Source organism: Paenibacillus sp. SAF-068, from assembly GCF_051967555.1.
GTDB lineage: Bacteria > Bacillota > Bacilli > Paenibacillales > Paenibacillaceae > Paenibacillus.
Genome location: NZ_JBQCJX010000001.1, coordinates 525,902 through 544,946, shown reverse-complemented (window position 1 = coordinate 544,946; position 19,045 = coordinate 525,902). Strand labels below are relative to the sequence as shown.

The following is a 19,045-nucleotide window of genomic DNA, read 5'->3' as shown; positions in this document are numbered from 1 at the left end:
CAAGCCACAGTGAAAACAAACCTGAGACCCGATTTCAGACAGACTTCAGGGTAAATATGCACCCTGCATTCGGGACTATTGAAGGAGGAATAGAACTTTTTTGTCGTCCATTTGAACGATATCATCCTACGACACGTATTATCTCCAAACTCAGATCGGACGGTGATTATATATGATCGAAGCACGCAACATATCCAAGCAATTCAAGGTGCATCAAGCACTGCATGATGTCAGCTTCACAGTTAAACAAGGCAGCGTCACCGGGTTAATTGGCCCCAACGGTTCGGGCAAAACTACACTGATCCGCATTATGAATGGGGTCTTGGGCGCTTCCGGTGGACAGGTAACCATTAACGGATTGGATGCGGCTCTTGAGACGGAAAAAGTACTGGCCATGTGTGGGACCCTTACCGAACAAAGTGGATTATATGAAAATAGGAGTGGGCGCGACAATCTGACTTTCTTCGCAGATGTTTTTGGTCTGAAACATGCCGAGAAACGAATTGACGAGCTTGTAGCGTTGTTCGAGTTGCAGGATTATCAGCATCGAAAAGTCGGTACCTATAGCACAGGCATGAAGAAACGCCTGGGCCTTGCACGAGTACTCCTGCACCGTCCTTCCATCCTGTTTCTGGATGAGCCCACCAATGGCCTGGATCCAGATGGAATTCAGATGGTGCTGCGTATGATCCGTCAATTAAATCAGGAAGAAAAGATGACGATTCTGGTCTCTTCCCACGTGCTGTCCCAACTCTCAGCTGTCTGTGATCATTATATTTTCATGGAAAAAGGTCACATCGTTGAGGAAGGTACGGAGCAAGAAATCGTTAGCCGATACCTGTCCACACCGAAGCTCGAAGTAGAAGCCGATATGCCCCATGGATGGCACACGGCTACCGACTTTACGCCCGAGACGATCTCGGCATATAAAGCGACGTTTCAGCTTACATCTCGTGAAGAAATTCCGCTGCTGTTAAGACAATTAACGAAACATGGTCAAGTCTATCAGGCCCGCATCACGGGCAGTGATCTGGAAAGTATCTATTTTGCCATAAGGGAGGCACACCACCATGAATAACCGCCGAGCCATACGTGCACTTGTACGTAAAGATATTCGTTCCGTCACAGACAGCGTTCAGCTCTGGTTGCCCATGTTAATCGTTCCCCTGATTATCGGAATCATCATGCCTTCTGCCCTCCTGTGGGCGGCCTCCAGATTAGAACTTCGTTCTCTGGGCAACATCAGCTTTCTGCTCGAATCATTGGATACGTTAACCCATGGCGGACAGATTCCTCAGCTTGCTTCCATGCCTTCAGATAATCATCGGATTGTCTATTATTTAGCTATGTATATGTTCGCGCCCCTGTTCCTCATCATTCCGGTGATGGCCTCCAGTATTCTGACGGCTAATAGTTTCGCTGGTGAGAAGGAACGCAAGACGCTGGAAGGTTTGTTGTTCACACCGATCAGCATGGACACTCTTTTTAGAAGCAAAGTATTGGCTGCCCTGATCCCGTCCATTCTATTATCCTGGACTACATTCCTGATCTACGGAATCCTAGCCAACATTCTGATGTACCCCATGTTTGGAACGTTGATGTTTCCCAATCTGAACTGGATCATACTTGTCCTGTGGGTCGTTCCCGTTTGCAGTCTTATGGTCATTTTGTTAAACGTACTGATCTCGGCCAAGGTACGTGGGTTCCAGGAAGCCTATCAATTGGGCGGACTCATTGTCCTTCCCCTGATCGCCTTGGTCGCGGGTCAAGCCAGTGGCATGCTGCTGATCGGCCCCTGGATGTTACTCATGATAGGAGCTGTGCTCTTGCTAATTAGCTTGGTTCTTCTTCGTCTGGTTACTCTGTGGAACAGTCGTCAACAACTGGCAGAAAGTCAGATCTGAGATGTGCAGATTGAGAAATATAAAAACGCAGGTTATGATATTTGGAGATTGATGCTCTGGGATGATTATAGAGAGGAATGGAACAACCGCATGGAATCCAAACTACTTCAAAAATTAAAATATGCTTCACAATTAACGGCACAGGAGAAGCATATTGTGGACTATATCCTGAATAATCCCGAAGTTGTATTTGATTCTACAGCCCATGAACTGGCTCAGCAGACTTATACAAGCTCCTCCACCATTGTTCGCTTATGCAAAAAGCTGGGTACCAAGGGGTACCCAGACTTTCAGTTAAAGCTTGCTCTTGAATATCAACAGCTACCCTCCGCCTCCGCAATGCAGAAGCAGGATTCTCCATTCGCAGAACAAGGCAATGTGCTGGCTGCCATTGACTCCGTTCCTTATCTTTATCAGCAAGCGCTGGAGGATACGCGCCGGATGTTAAAGGCTCCTGTTTTGCTCCGAATCGCGAACTGGGTCAAAGCATCCGGACGTATCGATATCTATGGCAGTGACATGAATTATTATCTGGCTCAACAGGCTTGTGCCAAATGGAATGAACTCGGCATATCTGCGATTGCTCACAATAGTCCCAACATGCATTACATGAATACGATGAACCCCAATAGCAATACACTGTCTTTTGTTATCTCGCACACAGGTGAGAACCAATCGATGATTGAAGCCGCCAAAGTGCTGAGCAACAAACAGATGAAGGTCATCGCGGTCACAGGCAACAACCATTCAACCCTGTCCAGACATTGTGATGAAACCTTACTGGCATACGGATACAATGAGCAACTAAGGCTATCCAAAATGTCTTCGATGGTCTCGGTACTCTACATTTTTGACATGTTATACATGGGGAGTATTAGCGACACGTATTAAGGATTAACGCTGATCCGCTGCAAATACAATCCCTGCATCCTTACGCGCACGCATGAGTACACCCATCACAGACTGGCTGTGTTCGAGCAGTTCGTAACATCGTTTGTAATCCCCACTTGCATGGATGTCCCTGAACACTTCCCACTCATAGTACAGCCAATTAGACTTAGTCTGGGCGTTATACTCCTCAGCAGGTTCATTCCCGATCTGAAGCTTGATCTCCCGGCAACCGTTGGCTCCCCCAACGACCTGAAGATAACCGTTCTCTCCCTGAATGAGCACAACGTTCATGCTGTTCGAGTCTTTGGCACCAACACATTCCGCAATAAACTCCGGATATTGAAGAACAACAACGCCTGACGTATCAATCCCGTTAGCATGCTGGTTCGCTGTATATGATACGGTGTCCGGACTGCCGAACAGATTCATGACGAGATGAAGATTATAAATATTGATATCCATTAATGCTCCGCCAGAGAATTGTGGATTGAATACATTCGGTGTCTGTCCTGCGAGCAGATCATTGTATTTGCGCGAGTATTGACTGTAGTTACACTGGATGAGTTTGATCGGACCAAGCTTCGGTAGTTGCTCCTGTATGACTTTGGTATTGGGCAAATGAATATTGGAAATGGCTTCGAAAAGCAACAGATTTTTTTCTTTTGCAAGTGCAATCAGCGTTTCTGCTTCCTGAAGTGTGGAGGTGAACGGTTTTTCACAGACGACATGTTTGCCATGTTGAAGTGCCTGATAGGCCTGTTCGTAATGCATGCTATTCGGTGAAGCAATATATATAAGATCTACTTTCTCATCTGAGAATACGGATTCCAGATCCGTATAGATTGTACTTACTCCATATTTGCCTGCAAGCTCCTGTGCTGTTTCTCTCTTCCGGGAGTACATTGCTGTACAAGTTACATCTTCCAGTTCATTGATCGCGGCTAAAATGGCATCTACAATGGACCCTGTACCAATCGTTGCTATGTTCATCATATGGTTTCGCTCCTGTCGTTGGTTGTGTATCAGTCAGCTATTTTCGCCGCCTCTATTCCGTCATGTAAAATATCCAATACATATAAAACCTCTTCATCTTTGACCGGTTTATCATCGTTATACCGTATGGCATGTAGGAGTCGATCATATAAAATGCCATAGTCCGTTGCTTCGGAAGGAATTTTCTCCGTATGTGATGTTCCCTCATCGTCCACATAACTAATCGTACCCCAGTTATCCTCTGATTCAGCTTCAATGGATACCCTGGTTCGTCCGTCTTCATTTTTCGTTTGATGTCCGCTGCTATGTTTAACGAAGCTTCCCCGATCCCCGTGTATAATGAATTTTGGATGCTCAATCTTCACAAGCAGGCTGCACTTGATCGTAGCCTTCATTCGTCCATAACGAAAATCAATATCGATATAATCATCGGATTCACCGGGCGCGATCAAACTCCGAACATCGTAACCAATTCGATCAGCTATGCCATATATAGAGATTAATTGATCGATGGTATGCACGGCCAAACCATGCAGCAATCCAAATCCGCTTCTGGCATACTGTGGATGAAAATAATCATAATGGGACTGGATCTCAACTATATTCCCCAGTTTTCCGCTCTCGATCACTTTTTTCAAGGTCAGGAAGTCCCCATCATATCTGCGATTTTGATTCGCCATGGCGATGAGATTTTTACGTTTGGCCAGTTCAAAGATTTCTTTGGCCTCCGCAGAAGTGGAGGCAAAAGGTTTCTCCACCAGTACATGTTTCCCGTGTTCCAATGCCAGCATAGCGTACTCTACATGGCTATCCACATGGGTGGCTACAACAATCAATTCAATCTCATCATCTTGCAATAGGTCTTCGATATTCGTCGAAAAGGTAATCTCGGGATAGAGTAATTCACGCTCTGTATCGCCAACCCGATCTTCCTCCCGGCGGTATATCGTCTTCACCTTGATGTTTTCTTTCTTGTCCAGATACGGCAAATGATAATTCACCACTGCGTTCCCAAATCCGATGATCGCCATATTCAATATCATGATCGCTCACTCCTCTGCTCTGGTTGAGTGTAATGTTATCACGATCATGTCGGGCGGAGAATGCTATGAGACGGGATTGGCAGCATCATGCGCAATTTGATTTCAGGTTGGAATATGCATGAAATTCAATTTCATTCTCTGGTTTTTTTCATGTATGAGACCTAACATATCTTCCATAGTTTACCGATATAACATAAGGAAATAACGACATACATACACGAACGAAGGGGACGATGAAAGAATGAAAACAGGGTATACATACGTACAACGCACCATCTGTACATTACTGCTCATTACATTAATTGCAGCAGTGACGTTCGGAGGCGGAAACGCAGTGCAGGCAGCTTCACTAAGCCAATCCACTGTGTATTATGAGTCTGACGGCGTGTTGTACAAAGTATCCGCGGATGGCAGCAATACAACAGAAGTATTAATTGATTTCCAAGGCGTGGACTTGCTCGCGGCAGGCTCTTATGTCTACTACACCCAGACTGCTTCTTCCACAACGTTACTTCGGGTTCCGAATGACGGGTCCAGCGATGAAGCAGAGACATTTGCAACAGATGTACTCAGCTATTATACGGATAACGGATTTATCTATTATCTGGATGCTACAGGCACCATTTATCGCGCTAATGGCAACAGTGATGCTTCAGCTGTTACCAAGATTGCGGACAAGGCCGATACTGATTTTCCTTTTCTCGTGGTAGCCAAAGGGCGGGTTTACTATAACGCACTGGTTAATGGGAACACCTGGATCGTGTCCAAAACATCCAACGGTTCTGGAGCTGTGCAGCGGATTGCCGCAGGGGCAGTGGAAAGTCGTTATTTTACGAATCAAGCCAAAAACGAACTGCAACTCATGGTCAATACAGACCCATACGAGCAGTACTACTCCACCAATGCTGTTGTTATGTATAAGGTGAATTACAACACGGGCAAGGCAACTGCGGTTAATCCAAAAACCAAACTGGACGTGAATGCTGTATATTCCGGTGGTTGGGGTAACAATCTTTACGTGTATAACAAAGGAATTGAGCTCGACAGCAACAAGGATTACAATTACGCCAAAGGCAAAGCGTTTGCGTTGACAACATCAGCCAAAACGCTTCAGCTTCATAACAAAAGCGTTCGAGAAGTAAGTGCTCTAGGTACAGACAAGGTTGTCCTTATTGATGCAGACAAGAAGGCTTATGCCAAAACGGTCTCCGGCAACAAAGTAACCAAGTCCGCCAACTTGAACCTGAACAATGTAACGTATGTTGCGAATCAACTCACCAATGGTACACCTACGGCTGCATATATCTCAGGCAACAACGGTCTCTATTCAGTCAACACAGCACTCAAGGTAACCAAACTTACCAGTGACGAATGGGATGCATTCCATATCAGAGATGATGTTGCTGGCCTGTTCTATATCAATGCCAAAGATCAATATCGCTTGTATCATGTGCAGACGGGTGGAACAGGGAAAAAAGTAATGAGTGACGTTTTCCTCGACAATATTCTATTGGTGACACCTTACTAACATATTTTGCTGATTCAAAGCATGTGGCCCATTAAAGCGGACTTGTCCATAACAAAAGGATTACCTTGCAGCCATAACGGCTCTTGGTAGTCTTTTTTGGTTGTCAAAAACTATTTTCAAAAACATCTTCCATATGAGAATGATAATTGTTATCATTAAGAAAATAAGACATAAGGATGGTCCGTATGACTGAACAGTTTCCCTTCATTGCTGAAACCTCATCTCTACCGCTCCTCTCCTCCATGTGCCGTGTGCGTCGTGGGGAGAATTTCCGTGTGCACGGCAAGATGGTATCCCGGCCCATGCTCTGTCTTATTTTGCAAGGAGACGGTATTCTGGTCCTGAACGATACAGTCTATACGGCACAAGCTGGCAGCTTGTTTGTATTGAAGCCAGGTACAACCATCGAGGCCGCTGCTCGCTCGAATGTGACCGAATGTATATTGCTAAGCATGGATACGGTTCGTTTACAGCAAGTGCGCGGTGAATGGAAAATGACTTCTTCACCCGCCTTCCCGCTGGATTGGCAGACAGGCAGATTACTGGTTCGTCACGAACAACAGGCTGCATCACGATTGGAACAGCTGTATGAAACCTACCGCGGTCTTCAACCGGATCACTTTATAAGCATACATAGCCAGCTGCATGAACTGCTGCAGTTTCTCTCGGAGAACCGGCTGGAAGCCAATCATGAGAAAGTGGACCCTGCCTTGGAACGCAGCATCATGTACATGCGTCGCTACATGAGCGAAGGAATCAGCATGGATCAGCTTGCCAAGATCGCTGGACTCACACCCAGCTCCTATTCACGCAGTTTTAAGAAGGCCAAAGGCATGTCGCCAACCGATTACCTGAATCGCTTACGCATAGCCGAAGCCAAAAAACAGCTAACAGAAGAAAACTGTGTTCTTAAAGACGTCGCGATATCTGTCGGGTATGGTAACGAGTATTATTTTAGCCGCAAATTCAAACAAACCTTGGGGATTGCTCCAAGCGTATATATGAAAAGAGATCAACTTCGCGTAGCTACGGCATCCATCACGGGATTCCATGACAACCTGGCTTCGCTTGGACTACGCCCGGTAGCTGTGCTGGAAGGAGTTCTTGACCCGGAAATGGATGAATATGAACAAGAGCGTCGATTAACCAGACAATTGGATCAACTTCGGCAGGCGAAACCAGACCTAATCATCGGTGATTTATACCATAAGCCCTATTATGATCGCCTGAAAGGTATTGCACCCACTATCATATTGGAATCCACTGTTGACTGGAAAGCAAACCATATTCGCATAGCCGAACTGGTTGGACGCGAGAAGCAAGCGTTACTGAATCTCAAAGAATTCGCGTTCCGCCAGCTTGAAGCATGCCTAAACCTACAACCTTATTTCGGACAAAAACGGTTGGCTCTGATGGAGATTACGAATCAGTTCATCCGTTTACAGGGGACTGGCGAGCATCCATTAAATCATTTCCTGTATTCTGAATTGGGACTCCAGCCTGCTCAGCTTGTATCTCCCGAAAGTTCCAGAAATGAATATGTAGCAGACAGTGTGCCCGTGCTCGACACGGATTATCTGTTGATCCATCGCGCTTCGCTTCAGCCTGCCAGTGAAAAGGTGTTCCGACGCATGAAGCAAACAGCATCATGGAATCGATCCCCCGCCGTATTGCATGGTAACGTTCATGATATCTCGAATTGGCAACGGTTATGCTGGACCCCCGCTGGGCGGTTGCAGATTCTGAACGAGCTGGAACAGGTGGCTCAACAGTCTGTAGTATTACCTCGTGCAGGTCTGATCGGACATTAACCGAGCCCACCAGCTCAACCGATGTGCCTCGTTATTTCATCCATCGTGTTTCCTTCATTAATATATGTCAGGAATATACAACAAATTAAAGGGCCCTCTCCTATCCGGAAAGGGCCCTTTGCATGTAATTATGAATGTTCCTTGATTTCTTCCTTCGGAACGAGCTTGTATATCTCTTCATCTTCCATGGTATCTATCAACCGATCCAACCATTTGTAATATGCTTCCGCTTGCAAAACCTTGTGTTTGTCTTCCATCAGAATGTGGATAAGTTCAGCATCTGCCTGCTCATCCAGATCCTCAATTAAGCGATTCATTTCGTCAATGGATTTCCGCAGAATCTGAAGGTTACTCTCCACGGCTTTTCTCCACTTAATCGCAAAATAATCCGTAAATGTCTGATGCCAGTCATATTCCACTTCATATAGGTCTTTCCTGGAGCCCTTGCTCCATACTTTGTTTACCATTTTCAAATCCAGCAGTGTTCGTACACCTGTACTCATACTCGTTTTGCTCATTTCCATTTCCCGTCCCATATCGTCAAGGGTCATTGGCTTGTCTGCAAAAAATAGCAATCCGTATAAGTGTCCCGTAGACAACGTAACGCCGTAAAGATCCATATTACGTCCAATGGCTTCAATAACGCGTTTACGAATTCTCAGCACGGTTGCCTGCTGTTCCTCTTGTAAATGGTCCAAGCCCATGCTTGCAACCTCCATTCTGAACATTCCACAGTCTTGGCAAAATAATTGCAACACTTTAAAAGTCCTGCTTACATGGGAAAGCATCCGGCCGGACATCCTATATGCCAGAGGGCTTTCGTTCACCCAATGTATGAAAATGGGAACTTTACCAGGCTACATTTGCCTATGACTATCTTTTAACCAAAAAATTCAGCTTCAATTCAGCTCATTTTCTATTGTAGAAAAAGCGATATCAAATGTAAAGGAACCTTATCAGGCAGAATAAGGAGAATGACGGAGCATATGGGAGGAAAACTTTGTACAGTTTTTACTGTACAAACATTATGTACTGTTTATTCGGTTGCTATACGGGGTAAGTATTGTTAGAATACAAAACGTTACCCAGAAAGACGGGAAGCGAAGCAACAATTACCGGATTTCGTGGCTGGGCGCATAAGTGTATGGGCTTATGGATGCTGAAAGCCGTTCGAAGTGCACAACACATCAGAAGGGGTGAAAACATGACCATACTTGAAGTGAAAAACGTAAGTAAATTGTTTGGCCCCCAAACCGAGCAAGGTCTGCAATTACTGGAGCAAGGTTGGGGTAAAGAAAAGTTGGCCAAAGAAAAACAGATAACGGTTGGTGTCAACCGGGTCAACATGGATATTAAGGAAGGCGAAATTTTCGTTATCATGGGGCTGTCCGGTAGTGGTAAATCCACATTGGTTCGGATGTTCAATCGTCTGATTGAACCAACATCCGGGGAAATCCTGGTCCATGGTAAGGATCTGCGCAAAATGAACAAAGAACAATTGCGCGAAGTGCGCCGGAAAACGATCAGCATGGTCTTCCAGAAGTTTGCGTTATTCCCGCACCGTACCGTTCTTGATAATGTGGAGTATGGACTCGAAATACAAAAAGTGGATAAGGAAGTACGCCGCGAGAAGGCGAAAACCTCACTTGAGCTGGTTGGCCTCAAAGGCTGGGAAGATAAAATGCCAGATGAACTTAGTGGCGGGATGCAGCAACGTGTAGGCTTGGCCCGTGCACTTGCGAATGACCCGGAAGTACTATTAATGGACGAAGCCTTCAGTGCGCTTGATCCATTAATTCGTCGTGATATGCAGGATGAGTTGATTGAGCTTCAGGATAAAATGAAAAAGACGATTATTTTCATTACCCATGACTTGGACGAAGCGCTGCGCATCGGCGATCGGATTGCTCTCATGAAAGACGGCGCAGTTGTGCAGATTGGTACACCGGAAGAAATTATGATTCAACCGGCCAACTCATACGTGGCCCGCTTCGTCGAAGACGTGGATCTGTCCAAGGTTCTTACTGCCTCTCACGTCATGCGTCGCCCGGAAACAATTACGCTAGATCGTGGTCCTCGTGTTGCCCTCGAATTAATGCGCGAACGTGGTATTTCCAACTTGTTTGTCATTGACCGTTCGAAAAAACTGCTTGGTGTCATTACAGCTGAAGATGCAACCCGTGCGATGCGCGAAAATAAAGTATTGAACGACATTCTGATCACGGACGGGCCGACCGTGGCGCCTGAGACCCTGATTCATGAATTGTTCGAAATGGTAAGTTCAGCCCATGTGCCTCTCGCTGTCGTTGGTGAGAATGGCCGTCTGCAAGGTGTTATCGTCCGCGGTGCCCTGCTGGGTGCACTTAGCGGTGAAGTTGCAGTAAAGGAGGAACTTGTGAATGATTCCCAAAATACCACTAGCATCGTGGATTGAATCCATCGTTGACTGGATGAGCTCCTCGCTCTCCGGGTTGTTTAATGTAATCTCTGTTGTTATTCAGGCAGTAGTCGGATTCTTCTCCGGGCTGTTCATGTTGCCCCATCCGCTTCTGTTCATTGCGATACTGGGTGTTCTAGCGTTCCTCGTGGGTCGCCTCCCATTGACACTATTTACGGTTATCGGATTCTTGCTGGTGGATAACTTGGGATACTGGTCCCAATCCATGGACACACTCGGTCTGGTTATCACTTCAGGATTGATCTCCATTCTGATTGGTGTCCCGGTCGGAATCTGGCTGGCATACAGCAAAACCGCAGCACGCATTATTACACCGCTGCTTGACTTCATGCAGACAATGCCTGCATTTGTCTACTTGCTTCCTGCGGTTACATTCTTTAGCCTTGGTGTTGTTCCAGGTGTTATTGCCTCCGTTATTTTTGCGATTCCACCCACAATTCGTCTGACTCATCTGGGTATCAGACAGGTATCTGGCGAATTGGTTGAAGCAGCCGACGCATTCGGTTCGACTTCCATGCAGAAGTTGTTCAAAGTACAGCTTCCACTCGCTTTGCCTACCGTGATGTCCGGTATTAACCAGACCATCATGCTCTCGCTGTCCATGGTTGTTATTGCATCCATGATCGGTGCACAAGGTATTGGTGCGGAAGTATATCGTGCGGTAACACAGCTTCAAATCGGTAAAGGTTTCGAAGCCGGTCTTGCTGTGGTTGTACTCGCGATTGTACTGGACCGTTTTACTCAAAATCTGTTTATGCCTGGTCGCAAAAAGACCTCTCGCATTACATCAAAACAAAAAGCTTGGATCACGGCTGCTGCAACATTCCTTATTCTAGTAGCTGGATTCTCACAATACTTCGTTGGTGGTACAACTTCCGCTGGCGGCAACAACTCCACAGCCAATGCTGTAGGTGAAGAAGTAAATTATCAGATTATTGGTATCGATCCAGGAGCTGGGATCATGAAGTCCGCTGCAAAAGCGATCGAAGACTATAAACTGACAGACTGGACTCTTATTGAAGGCTCTGGTGCAGCCATGACGGCCACGCTGGACAAAGCGATCAAAAATGAAGAACCAATCATTATTACAGGTTGGACTCCGCACTGGATGTTCAACAAATATGATCTGAAATATCTGGAAGACCCTGAGAAATCTTTCGGTGATGCGGAAGAAATTCATACCATCGCCCGTAAAGGTCTGAAAGAAGATCACCCTGTTGCGTTTGAATTCCTGTCCCGTTTCCAATGGACGTCGGATCAAATGGGTGAAATGATGACTGCCATTCAGGATGGCACATCCCCGGAAGAAGCCGCTAAAGCCTATGCTGAGAAACATGCGGATCAGATTGCTGAGTGGACCAAAGGTCTGACTCCGGTGAACGGTGATGCATTCAAACTTAGCTATGTGGCTTGGGATTCCGAGATCGCAAGTACCAACTTGCTGAAATATGTGATGGAAAACAACTTGGGTTATAAAGTTAATGCTCTGCAAGTCGAAGCTGGACCCATGTGGACGGGTGTTGCCTCAGGCGACGTAGATGCCTCTCCAGCAGCTTGGCTGCCATTGACTCACGCAGACTACTGGGAACGTTACAAAGACCAGGTTGACGATCTGGGTGCCAATATGACAGGTGTACGTACAGGCCTCGTGGTTCCTAGTTACATGACTGAAGTAAACTCAATTGCAGATCTGGAGACAGGTGCCGCTTCTTCCACGCCATCGGCTAATGCCAATGTCGGCGAAGAGGTGAATCACCAGATCGTGGGGATTGACCCGGGTGCAGGTCTGATGAAAGCAACCAAAAATGCGATTGAAAATTATGAACTGTCGAACTGGAATCTCGTTGAAGGCTCTGGAGCAGCAATGACTGCATCTCTGGACAAAGCCTATAAGAACGAAGAGCCGATTATTGTTACAGGCTGGACGCCTCACTGGATGTTCAACAAGTATGATCTGAAATATCTGGATGATCCCGACTTAATCTTCGGGGATGCAGAAGAAGTTCACACGGTTGGACGAAAAGGAATCAAGGAAGCTCATCCGGTTGCCTACGAATTCCTCTCTCGCTTCAAATGGAATTCAGATCAAATGAGTGAAATCATGATTGATATTCAAGATGGCGTTTCACCTGAACAAGCTGCCAAGACTTATGCGGAAAAACATCCAGACCAGGTCAAAGAATGGACGGATGGTTTGACGCCAGTGAATGGTGACAATTTCAGTCTTGGATATGTTGCCTGGGATTCCGAGATTGCAAGTACGAACCTAATAAAGTATGTACTTGAGAATGATCTCGGTTACAATGTCAAAGCCCTTCAAGTCGAAGCCGGACCGATGTGGGCAGGCTTGGCAGCAGGAGATATCGACGCTTCTCCAGCTGTATGGCTCCCATTGACACACGGTGACTACTGGGAAACATATGGTGACCAGATTGACGATATTGCGGTCAGCATGACTGGAGTTAAACAAGGACTGGTTGTGCCAACTTACATGGATATCAACTCCGTTAAAGATTTAAAAGATAATTAAACCAAATTGAGATGGGTAAACCTGAATTTGGTAAAAAAACCACCGAAATTTTTCGGTGGTTTTTTCATCTAGCTATGATTTTTCCAGGTATGCTCATATGATCTGATATACAATCTTAGTCTCATACTGTCACTTCAAACACTCACACACTTTTTTTCTATGCCACTTCACACCTATCCGCTTACTTCGCCTTCGCTAATGAACACCATATGTAGATGAACCTTGGTGAGTTTGATTATTCCCAGTAACTATCCGATCAGTAACAGTAGTACACCAATGATAATCAGGACAACACCGAGAATACCGTATACCACTCTTGCACCCTGCCGTCCAATGGTCTTCACAAAGATCCCTGCTTGAAAGCTCTTCATAAACCAGTCCCAGTTGTTCATTCCTCCGAGCAAACTAAAGATTCCTGCCGCTATGGCAAATAGTGCGATTAAAACGGGTTGATCTTGCATTACGTCAACACTCCTTCCATATAATCCTGTCTACTATACCTTCACTTGGTGAAAATTAACAGGCATGATTAGTAAAAAAACAGCTTGCAGATGGAAGCCTGCAAGCTGTTCTATACCGTCTGTATCCTGACTTTTATTGTTTTTGCAACTCACTTGCTGACAATAGCATAGTCACCACTTCCGCACGCGTTGCTTCGGCGAGTGGGTTAAATCTATTTTGCCCTTTCCCCTTCACCAATCCTGCATCATAAGCAGCAGCGATATATGGAACAGCCCATGTCGGTACTTTATCTGCGTCCGCAAAGCTCAGTGCCGGATTGGACTGTAGCGGAAGACCGAGTGCTCTGACGAGCATAACCGTCATCTCTATCCGCGTTACTTTGCCGGATGAACGGAACGTATCATCCGTATACCCGCTAATGATCCCTTGCTCCACTGCCTGAGCAATAAAAGATTGCGCCCAAGCAGGTATCCCGGCAGCATCCTTAAATGTCAGTGTCTTGTTGTTGCTGGCTGGAAGTTCAAATGCTCTGCCCAACATAACAATGAATTCGGCACGTGTCGCTGGTGCATTCGGACGGAAATTACCATCTTGATACCCGTTCACAATTCCCCGGGAAATGGCCTGTTCAATAGCACCCGCGGCCCAGTGGTTCCCGATATCTTTCAGTTCTACGACCGGAGTGGTCGGATTCGTACCTCCCCCGTTATCAGGACCGGTTGGCGTAGTTGGGTTCGTAGGATTGCTTGGTGTAGTCGGTGTGGTTGGAGTTACAGGCGGAGTAGGTGTTGTAGACCCTCCACCACTGTTACCACTGCCCGGATTACTTCCATTATTACCGCCCCCATTACCAGGATTGCTTCCATTCCCGTCTCCCGGAAGTGGCGCTCCCTTCAAATCCGTACTGCGTCCTTCCGTCTTTTGATCGACTGTACCTACACGGTCCAGATGTTCATGGAAGATTTCATAATCGACAATATTCAATTCGTAGAATCGATTATCATCTTTCGCCGTTCTCATAGCGCGATAGAAGTCTCCACCATTAGCCATGAATGAATTGGTAGCAACGATATAATAACCATTCGGATCAATATCCGAGTACGTCCCATCTGCATTTTTAATTTGAACTTTGACTACACGTTGACCAACTTGAGTTACGGTGTTGGTCGTGGCATCAATTTTCTCGCCTGGTTTCGTGGAATCGTAGTAGAACCGCATGCCTGCCACTTGCGGGAAGCGCCCTTCTCCCGTTTCCACACCACTTACTCCATTTTCCAGCGCAGCTGTGATTTCCTTGCCCGTCATTTTCAACGCAGACAGATTATTCCCGAATGGCATCACAGTCAGGAGATTACCCAGCGTAATATCACCTGTCTGGAATGAAGCTCGAATGCCACCGCCGTTCTGGATCGCGACGTATCCTTTGACATCGTTCTCCTGCACAATGGATTTCACTTTCTCCAGCATGCCGTCTGTCATCAGATTTCCTAAATTGGTTTCCTGTTTCCGTACAGTGCCACGTTCTCCATCCAGGAAGACATTCGTTTTACCGATAACGGTTTTCTTGAATTTTTCCAACTGAGGCGCATATTCTTTCAGCTTGTTTGCGGCTTCCACATCATCCGCATAGATAAATTGGTTGGCAGCATCTTTGGCATCCAGACTCAACAATTTGCCTTTCCACTTCTTCAATATACCAGCTTCATCAAACGTAACATCCAGTTGACCAAGAGAAACGTCATATTCCCCGGTTTGCACAACCAAAGTTGGTTCCGCATGGCTATCTACCAAAACGGGTGCGTTCAGAATGGTGTGTGAATGACCACCTACCACAATGTCGATTCCTTCTACGGCCTCAGCCAATTTGAGATCCTCTGAGTAGCCGAGATGAGTCAAAGCAATAATTTTATTGATACCTTCATTTTGCAGCATCTGCACAGTTGCTTGTGCACTTGCTTTGTAATCCGCAAACTTCAAGTCATCGCCTGGTGAAGAAAGGGATACCGTGTCCGGTGTCGTCAGTCCGAAAATACCGACTTGCTCACCATTCACCTCCGTAATAATCGCTGGATAGATCTCGGCTTTCTCACCCGGATTCCCGATACTATTGTTGTACAAACTACGTAAGTTCGTATCTTTTGAATAATCAATATTAGCACTTACAAATGGAAACTCAGCTTTTTCAATAAATGCTTTCAATACGCTTGGACCTTTATCAAACTCATGATTACCGAAGGTCATCGCATCATATCCGATCATGTTCATGAACTCCAGATCAGCCAGACCGTTAAACAGATTAAAGTATAATGTGCCTGAGAAAACGTCCCCTGCATCCAGAACCAACGTGTTATCGTTGCGCGCTTCCTTGATTGCCGTTACACGGCGTGGAATATTATCCAGATGTGCATGGGTATCGTTCGTGTGCAGTACACGCAGGTAGAAGTCCCCTTCTTCCACCGGCTTTCCAATACTTAATTGTGCGAGTAGTGGATCATGGTCGCTCACCCGCCCATCCGCTGTCTCAAAATCGGCATTCACATGTACCACTTCGATGGTTGCTGTCTCAGTCAGGTTTTTACTCACCAAGATGTGATCCAGTGTCTGAGAGTTACCGTCATAGATGTAGGAGTAGCGCTGATTTTCTGGCAGTTCGTTTACCAGATTGTCCAGTTCATTACCCTCAACAATGTTCAAGGTATTTGAGAATTGGAAGTCATTGAAATCACCGAGAACAGCAACGTTTACCTCAGGGTCTTTGTTCAGTAAATCTTTCACAAAGCCATTCACCAATGCAGCTTGCTTCGCACGTTGAACCTCACTGCTTCGAGCGGCAGGCTGTATGCTTCCAAACGGTTTCAGGTCTCCACCTTTGGAATTGAAGTGGTTGGCAATCACCACCACACGTTCACCATTGAATTCAAATTCCGCGGCAAGCGGTTTGCGAGAGCTGGCGAACGCTTCGTCTCCCGGTGCAATACGACCTGGATTGTTAGAGAGACTGCCGTCAGCTTTGACTGTGATCGCTGTCGTAGCGTCTCCTTTTCCGATACCGGTAGCCAACGATACACGGTTCGGTTGATACAGGAACCCTACACGAATATTGGCACCCGGTGCCCCACCATCCTTGTTATTCTCCGGAGAAATCTCACTATACCGATAGGTTGGTCCTTCGTTCGCTTTGATTGCATCAATTAGAGTCTGGAAGCTCTCATTAGCTGCTGTTGTACCTGTGTTGGCATCGCCATCGTTATCCTGAACTTCCATAATGCCAATGATGTCTGGCGTGTTCAGATTATCCACGATGATTTTGCCGATTTTATTGGCTCGTGTTGCATCTTTTTTGCTGAAATTCTCCACATTAAACGTGGCAATGGTCAGTTTGTCTGCTGCTTGCTCAATGGAAGTAGTGGCTTGCTTTGTGATTCCCGGGATAACTGCTGGCAAATTCCCCTCAGGACTCACCTTGAAATTGCCGCTAGAGTATGTCATCACTCCGATTACATTACCATCCAACTTATCGCCTGTTTTTACGGCTTTGGAAGGTTTCTTGCTGATAAACAGACGCTGCGGATTGAGATCACTCTCATTTACACCTTTCTTGTTCTCGTTCAAAATAACCCCACCATTAGGTGTGCGAAGCGGGTTGTTCTCACCATTATCCACAACAACAGCCAAACCCGGTTGACTGGAGTACGGACCTATAATCTCGGGATTTTCCAGTTCAACACGCATGCCTTCCAGACTTTCATAGAAGTCTATCGCATCCGTCTCGGGATTGAATTCTGCAAAAGAGTCCGAATCAATGACTGTTGGAATGACCCGTCCATGGACACCCAACTTCACAGGTGCAGGAAGATCGACTTTTTCGATCGATTTTACAATGGTATTCGCCGTAATTTGTGTGGTGGTTAATTCGTTAACCGCACCATATTCCGTAACTTTGCCGGATACCTTCACCTGGTTGCCAACGATAACTCCATGACTCGGTTTATATACCTGAATGGCTTCGGATGTCCGATGATCATCGTCCATTTCATCCGGAAGCTCTTGCATGTAAAAACTGCTGGTACTGACGGAGGTAACAATACCTTCAATATCCTTAACATCGTATCCGTTAAAAACAGAGGTATGTCCTGCGCCCTGAATATCATGAATACGCAAGTTTTCTTTATCAGGAAGTATTTGATACGTAAAGGTGTATACTGCACTGGATTGTCCATTAAGAATGGCAACAGCCTTGATTACGATGTCTTGATCAATCCCTATGGGACTACTATACACAGTGGAAGAAGAAGTAGGCTCTGTATTATCTGTGGTGTAATGTACAACTGCTCCCTTGGCTGGAGAGGTTAATGTGACTTCATTGTTTCGGGGAATCCCGCCGGATGGAACACTTGCCATCACAGACAGGCTATTTTCTACAACATCTGAGGCTGACCTAGGTAAAATCTCTAATCCGTAATTACTGTTGAAGGTCAGAACACCTTGCACATATTCGTAGGTTTTGCCGACCGTTAGCGCTGTAGGAGAATTTTTGGCATAAATCGTCATCTCGGCACCATGGCTATCTGTAGCGTAGAATGTCGAACTACTGCCCCGTGTTACCTGAATATTTCTTACTTCGACAAACATTCCCTCATACTTTTCGCCTGGACCTTTGTTACTTTGATCTGCTGGTCTTACAAAGTCTGTGGACACCATATTTTTAGGTTCGGGGATTGTTACATTTTGCTCAGTTACCTTCATGTATCCTTCGGTAAAACCTGACTTATCCTTCTCAATCTGAACGAGTCCACTGTAATGGGTAATTGGACCATATACTTCAATGCGATCCCCCACGTCAACTTGATTCTTCGCTCGGACTACAATGCCAGCTTCTTCGTCTTGAATATAATAATTCGTGAATTCTCCAGAAAGCTCACTGTACGTTACGACACCTGAAACGGCTACATTTGTATTTGGTGCAAGTACTCGCGCATCAGCAATGGATATAATTCCAGTCCCTTCTGCTTCCTGCACTTCTGAGTTATCCGTCTCGGCTGGTTCATCAATTTCAATTTCATCCAAATTATTCTCTTCGGTAGACGGAGACTCTGTCCCCTCCAGATCTGACGCTTCTTGAGCTGGAACAGAATCTGATATGGAGGTCTCCCGATCAGTTGTTTGCTGCTGTTCCGTTACTGCACTTACCTCATCTGCATATGCGATGCTACTTAATCCACCTATCGGTGCAGCACCTGTAACGATAAGAACAAAAATCAGAAATCCTTGTGCCCAACACTTCAATTGCTTGTTGTTCATTCGTCCTACCCCCATGTGTTCAACTTGACAATCATTTGTTCAGACAGCTTGTACATTAGTTCAGATATAAGATAACTGAATAATAGACTTGTGTAAACAATATTTCTTCATTATGAAAGAAAAT

General features: G+C 45.8%; 12 protein-coding genes. 7 read left to right on the top strand and 5 right to left on the bottom strand.

The window, feature by feature from the left end:
• The first annotated feature begins 172 nt into the window (after nt 1–172).
• From ACTHPG_RS02215 to ACTHPG_RS02205, 3 genes are all read left to right on the top strand, one after another.
• Nucleotides 173–1,078, top strand: coding sequence for an ABC transporter ATP-binding protein (locus ACTHPG_RS02215; protein ID WP_440387453.1), 906 nt, complete (start codon nt 173–175; stop codon nt 1,076–1,078).
• Nucleotides 1,071–1,904, top strand: a complete 834-nt coding sequence (locus ACTHPG_RS02210; protein ID WP_440387452.1) for an ABC transporter permease subunit — start codon at nt 1,071–1,073, stop codon at nt 1,902–1,904. Before ACTHPG_RS02215 ends, ACTHPG_RS02210 begins: the two co-directional genes overlap by 8 nt.
• A 90-nt stretch (nt 1,905–1,994) precedes the next feature.
• The gene (locus ACTHPG_RS02205) at nt 1,995–2,795 is read left to right on the top strand and encodes a MurR/RpiR family transcriptional regulator (RefSeq protein WP_440387451.1); all 801 of its coding nucleotides are present in this window, start codon (nt 1,995–1,997) and stop codon (nt 2,793–2,795) included.
• A gap of 3 nt (nt 2,796–2,798) precedes the next feature.
• Here the strand turns inward: ACTHPG_RS02205 and ACTHPG_RS02200 are convergent, their stop codons facing one another.
• Together ACTHPG_RS02200 and ACTHPG_RS02195 are read right to left on the bottom strand one after the other, a co-directional pair.
• Nucleotides 2,799–3,785 (bottom strand): Gfo/Idh/MocA family protein, encoded by a 987-nt coding sequence (locus ACTHPG_RS02200; RefSeq protein WP_440390090.1) that lies wholly within the window; start codon nt 3,783–3,785, stop codon nt 2,799–2,801.
• 32 nt (nt 3,786–3,817) lie between these two features.
• A complete protein-coding gene (locus tag ACTHPG_RS02195; protein ID WP_440387449.1) occupies nt 3,818–4,831 on the bottom strand; it encodes a Gfo/Idh/MocA family oxidoreductase in 1,014 nt (337 codons plus the stop codon).
• 241 nt (nt 4,832–5,072) lie between these two features.
• Here ACTHPG_RS02195 and ACTHPG_RS02190 point away from each other — a divergent pair, with 241 nt between their 5' ends.
• Nucleotides 5,073–6,359 carry a DUF5050 domain-containing protein gene (locus tag ACTHPG_RS02190; protein WP_440387448.1) on the top strand — a complete coding sequence of 429 codons (1,287 nt, stop codon included), beginning with the start codon at nt 5,073–5,075 and terminating at the stop codon, nt 6,357–6,359.
• Between the two features lie 185 nt (nt 6,360–6,544).
• Entirely contained in the window at nt 6,545–8,170 is a 1,626-nt protein-coding gene (locus ACTHPG_RS02185) for an AraC family transcriptional regulator (RefSeq protein WP_440387446.1), read from the top strand.
• A 128-nt stretch (nt 8,171–8,298) separates the two neighbouring features.
• On the opposite strand, the gene ACTHPG_RS02180 is transcribed toward ACTHPG_RS02185, so the two are convergent.
• Nucleotides 8,299–8,874, bottom strand: coding sequence for a GbsR/MarR family transcriptional regulator (locus tag ACTHPG_RS02180; RefSeq protein WP_440387445.1), 576 nt, complete (start codon nt 8,872–8,874; stop codon nt 8,299–8,301).
• Nucleotides 8,875–9,374: 500 nt separating this feature from the next.
• On the opposite strand from ACTHPG_RS02180, the gene ACTHPG_RS02175 reads away from it, so the two are divergent.
• Together ACTHPG_RS02175 and ACTHPG_RS02170 are read left to right on the top strand one after the other, a co-directional pair.
• A complete protein-coding gene (locus tag ACTHPG_RS02175; RefSeq protein ID WP_339240348.1) occupies nt 9,375–10,604 on the top strand; it encodes a quaternary amine ABC transporter ATP-binding protein in 1,230 nt (409 codons plus the stop codon).
• Entirely contained in the window at nt 10,570–13,158 is a 2,589-nt protein-coding gene (locus tag ACTHPG_RS02170) for a glycine betaine ABC transporter substrate-binding protein (RefSeq protein ID WP_440387444.1), read from the top strand. The genes ACTHPG_RS02175 and ACTHPG_RS02170 overlap by 35 nt, the downstream gene beginning before the upstream one ends.
• A 248-nt stretch (nt 13,159–13,406) precedes the next feature.
• Here ACTHPG_RS02170 and ACTHPG_RS02165 read toward each other — a convergent pair whose 3' ends face one another.
• Together ACTHPG_RS02165 and ACTHPG_RS02160 are read right to left on the bottom strand one after the other, a co-directional pair.
• Nucleotides 13,407–13,619 carry an immunity 17 family protein gene (locus ACTHPG_RS02165; RefSeq protein ID WP_440387443.1) on the bottom strand — a complete coding sequence of 71 codons (213 nt, stop codon included), beginning with the start codon at nt 13,617–13,619 and terminating at the stop codon, nt 13,407–13,409.
• 133 nt (nt 13,620–13,752) lie between these two features.
• On the bottom strand, nt 13,753–18,921 hold the full coding sequence (locus ACTHPG_RS02160) for an S-layer homology domain-containing protein (protein WP_440387442.1): 5,169 nt from the start codon (nt 18,919–18,921) through the stop codon (nt 13,753–13,755).
• Nucleotides 18,922–19,045: the final 124 nt, after the last annotated feature.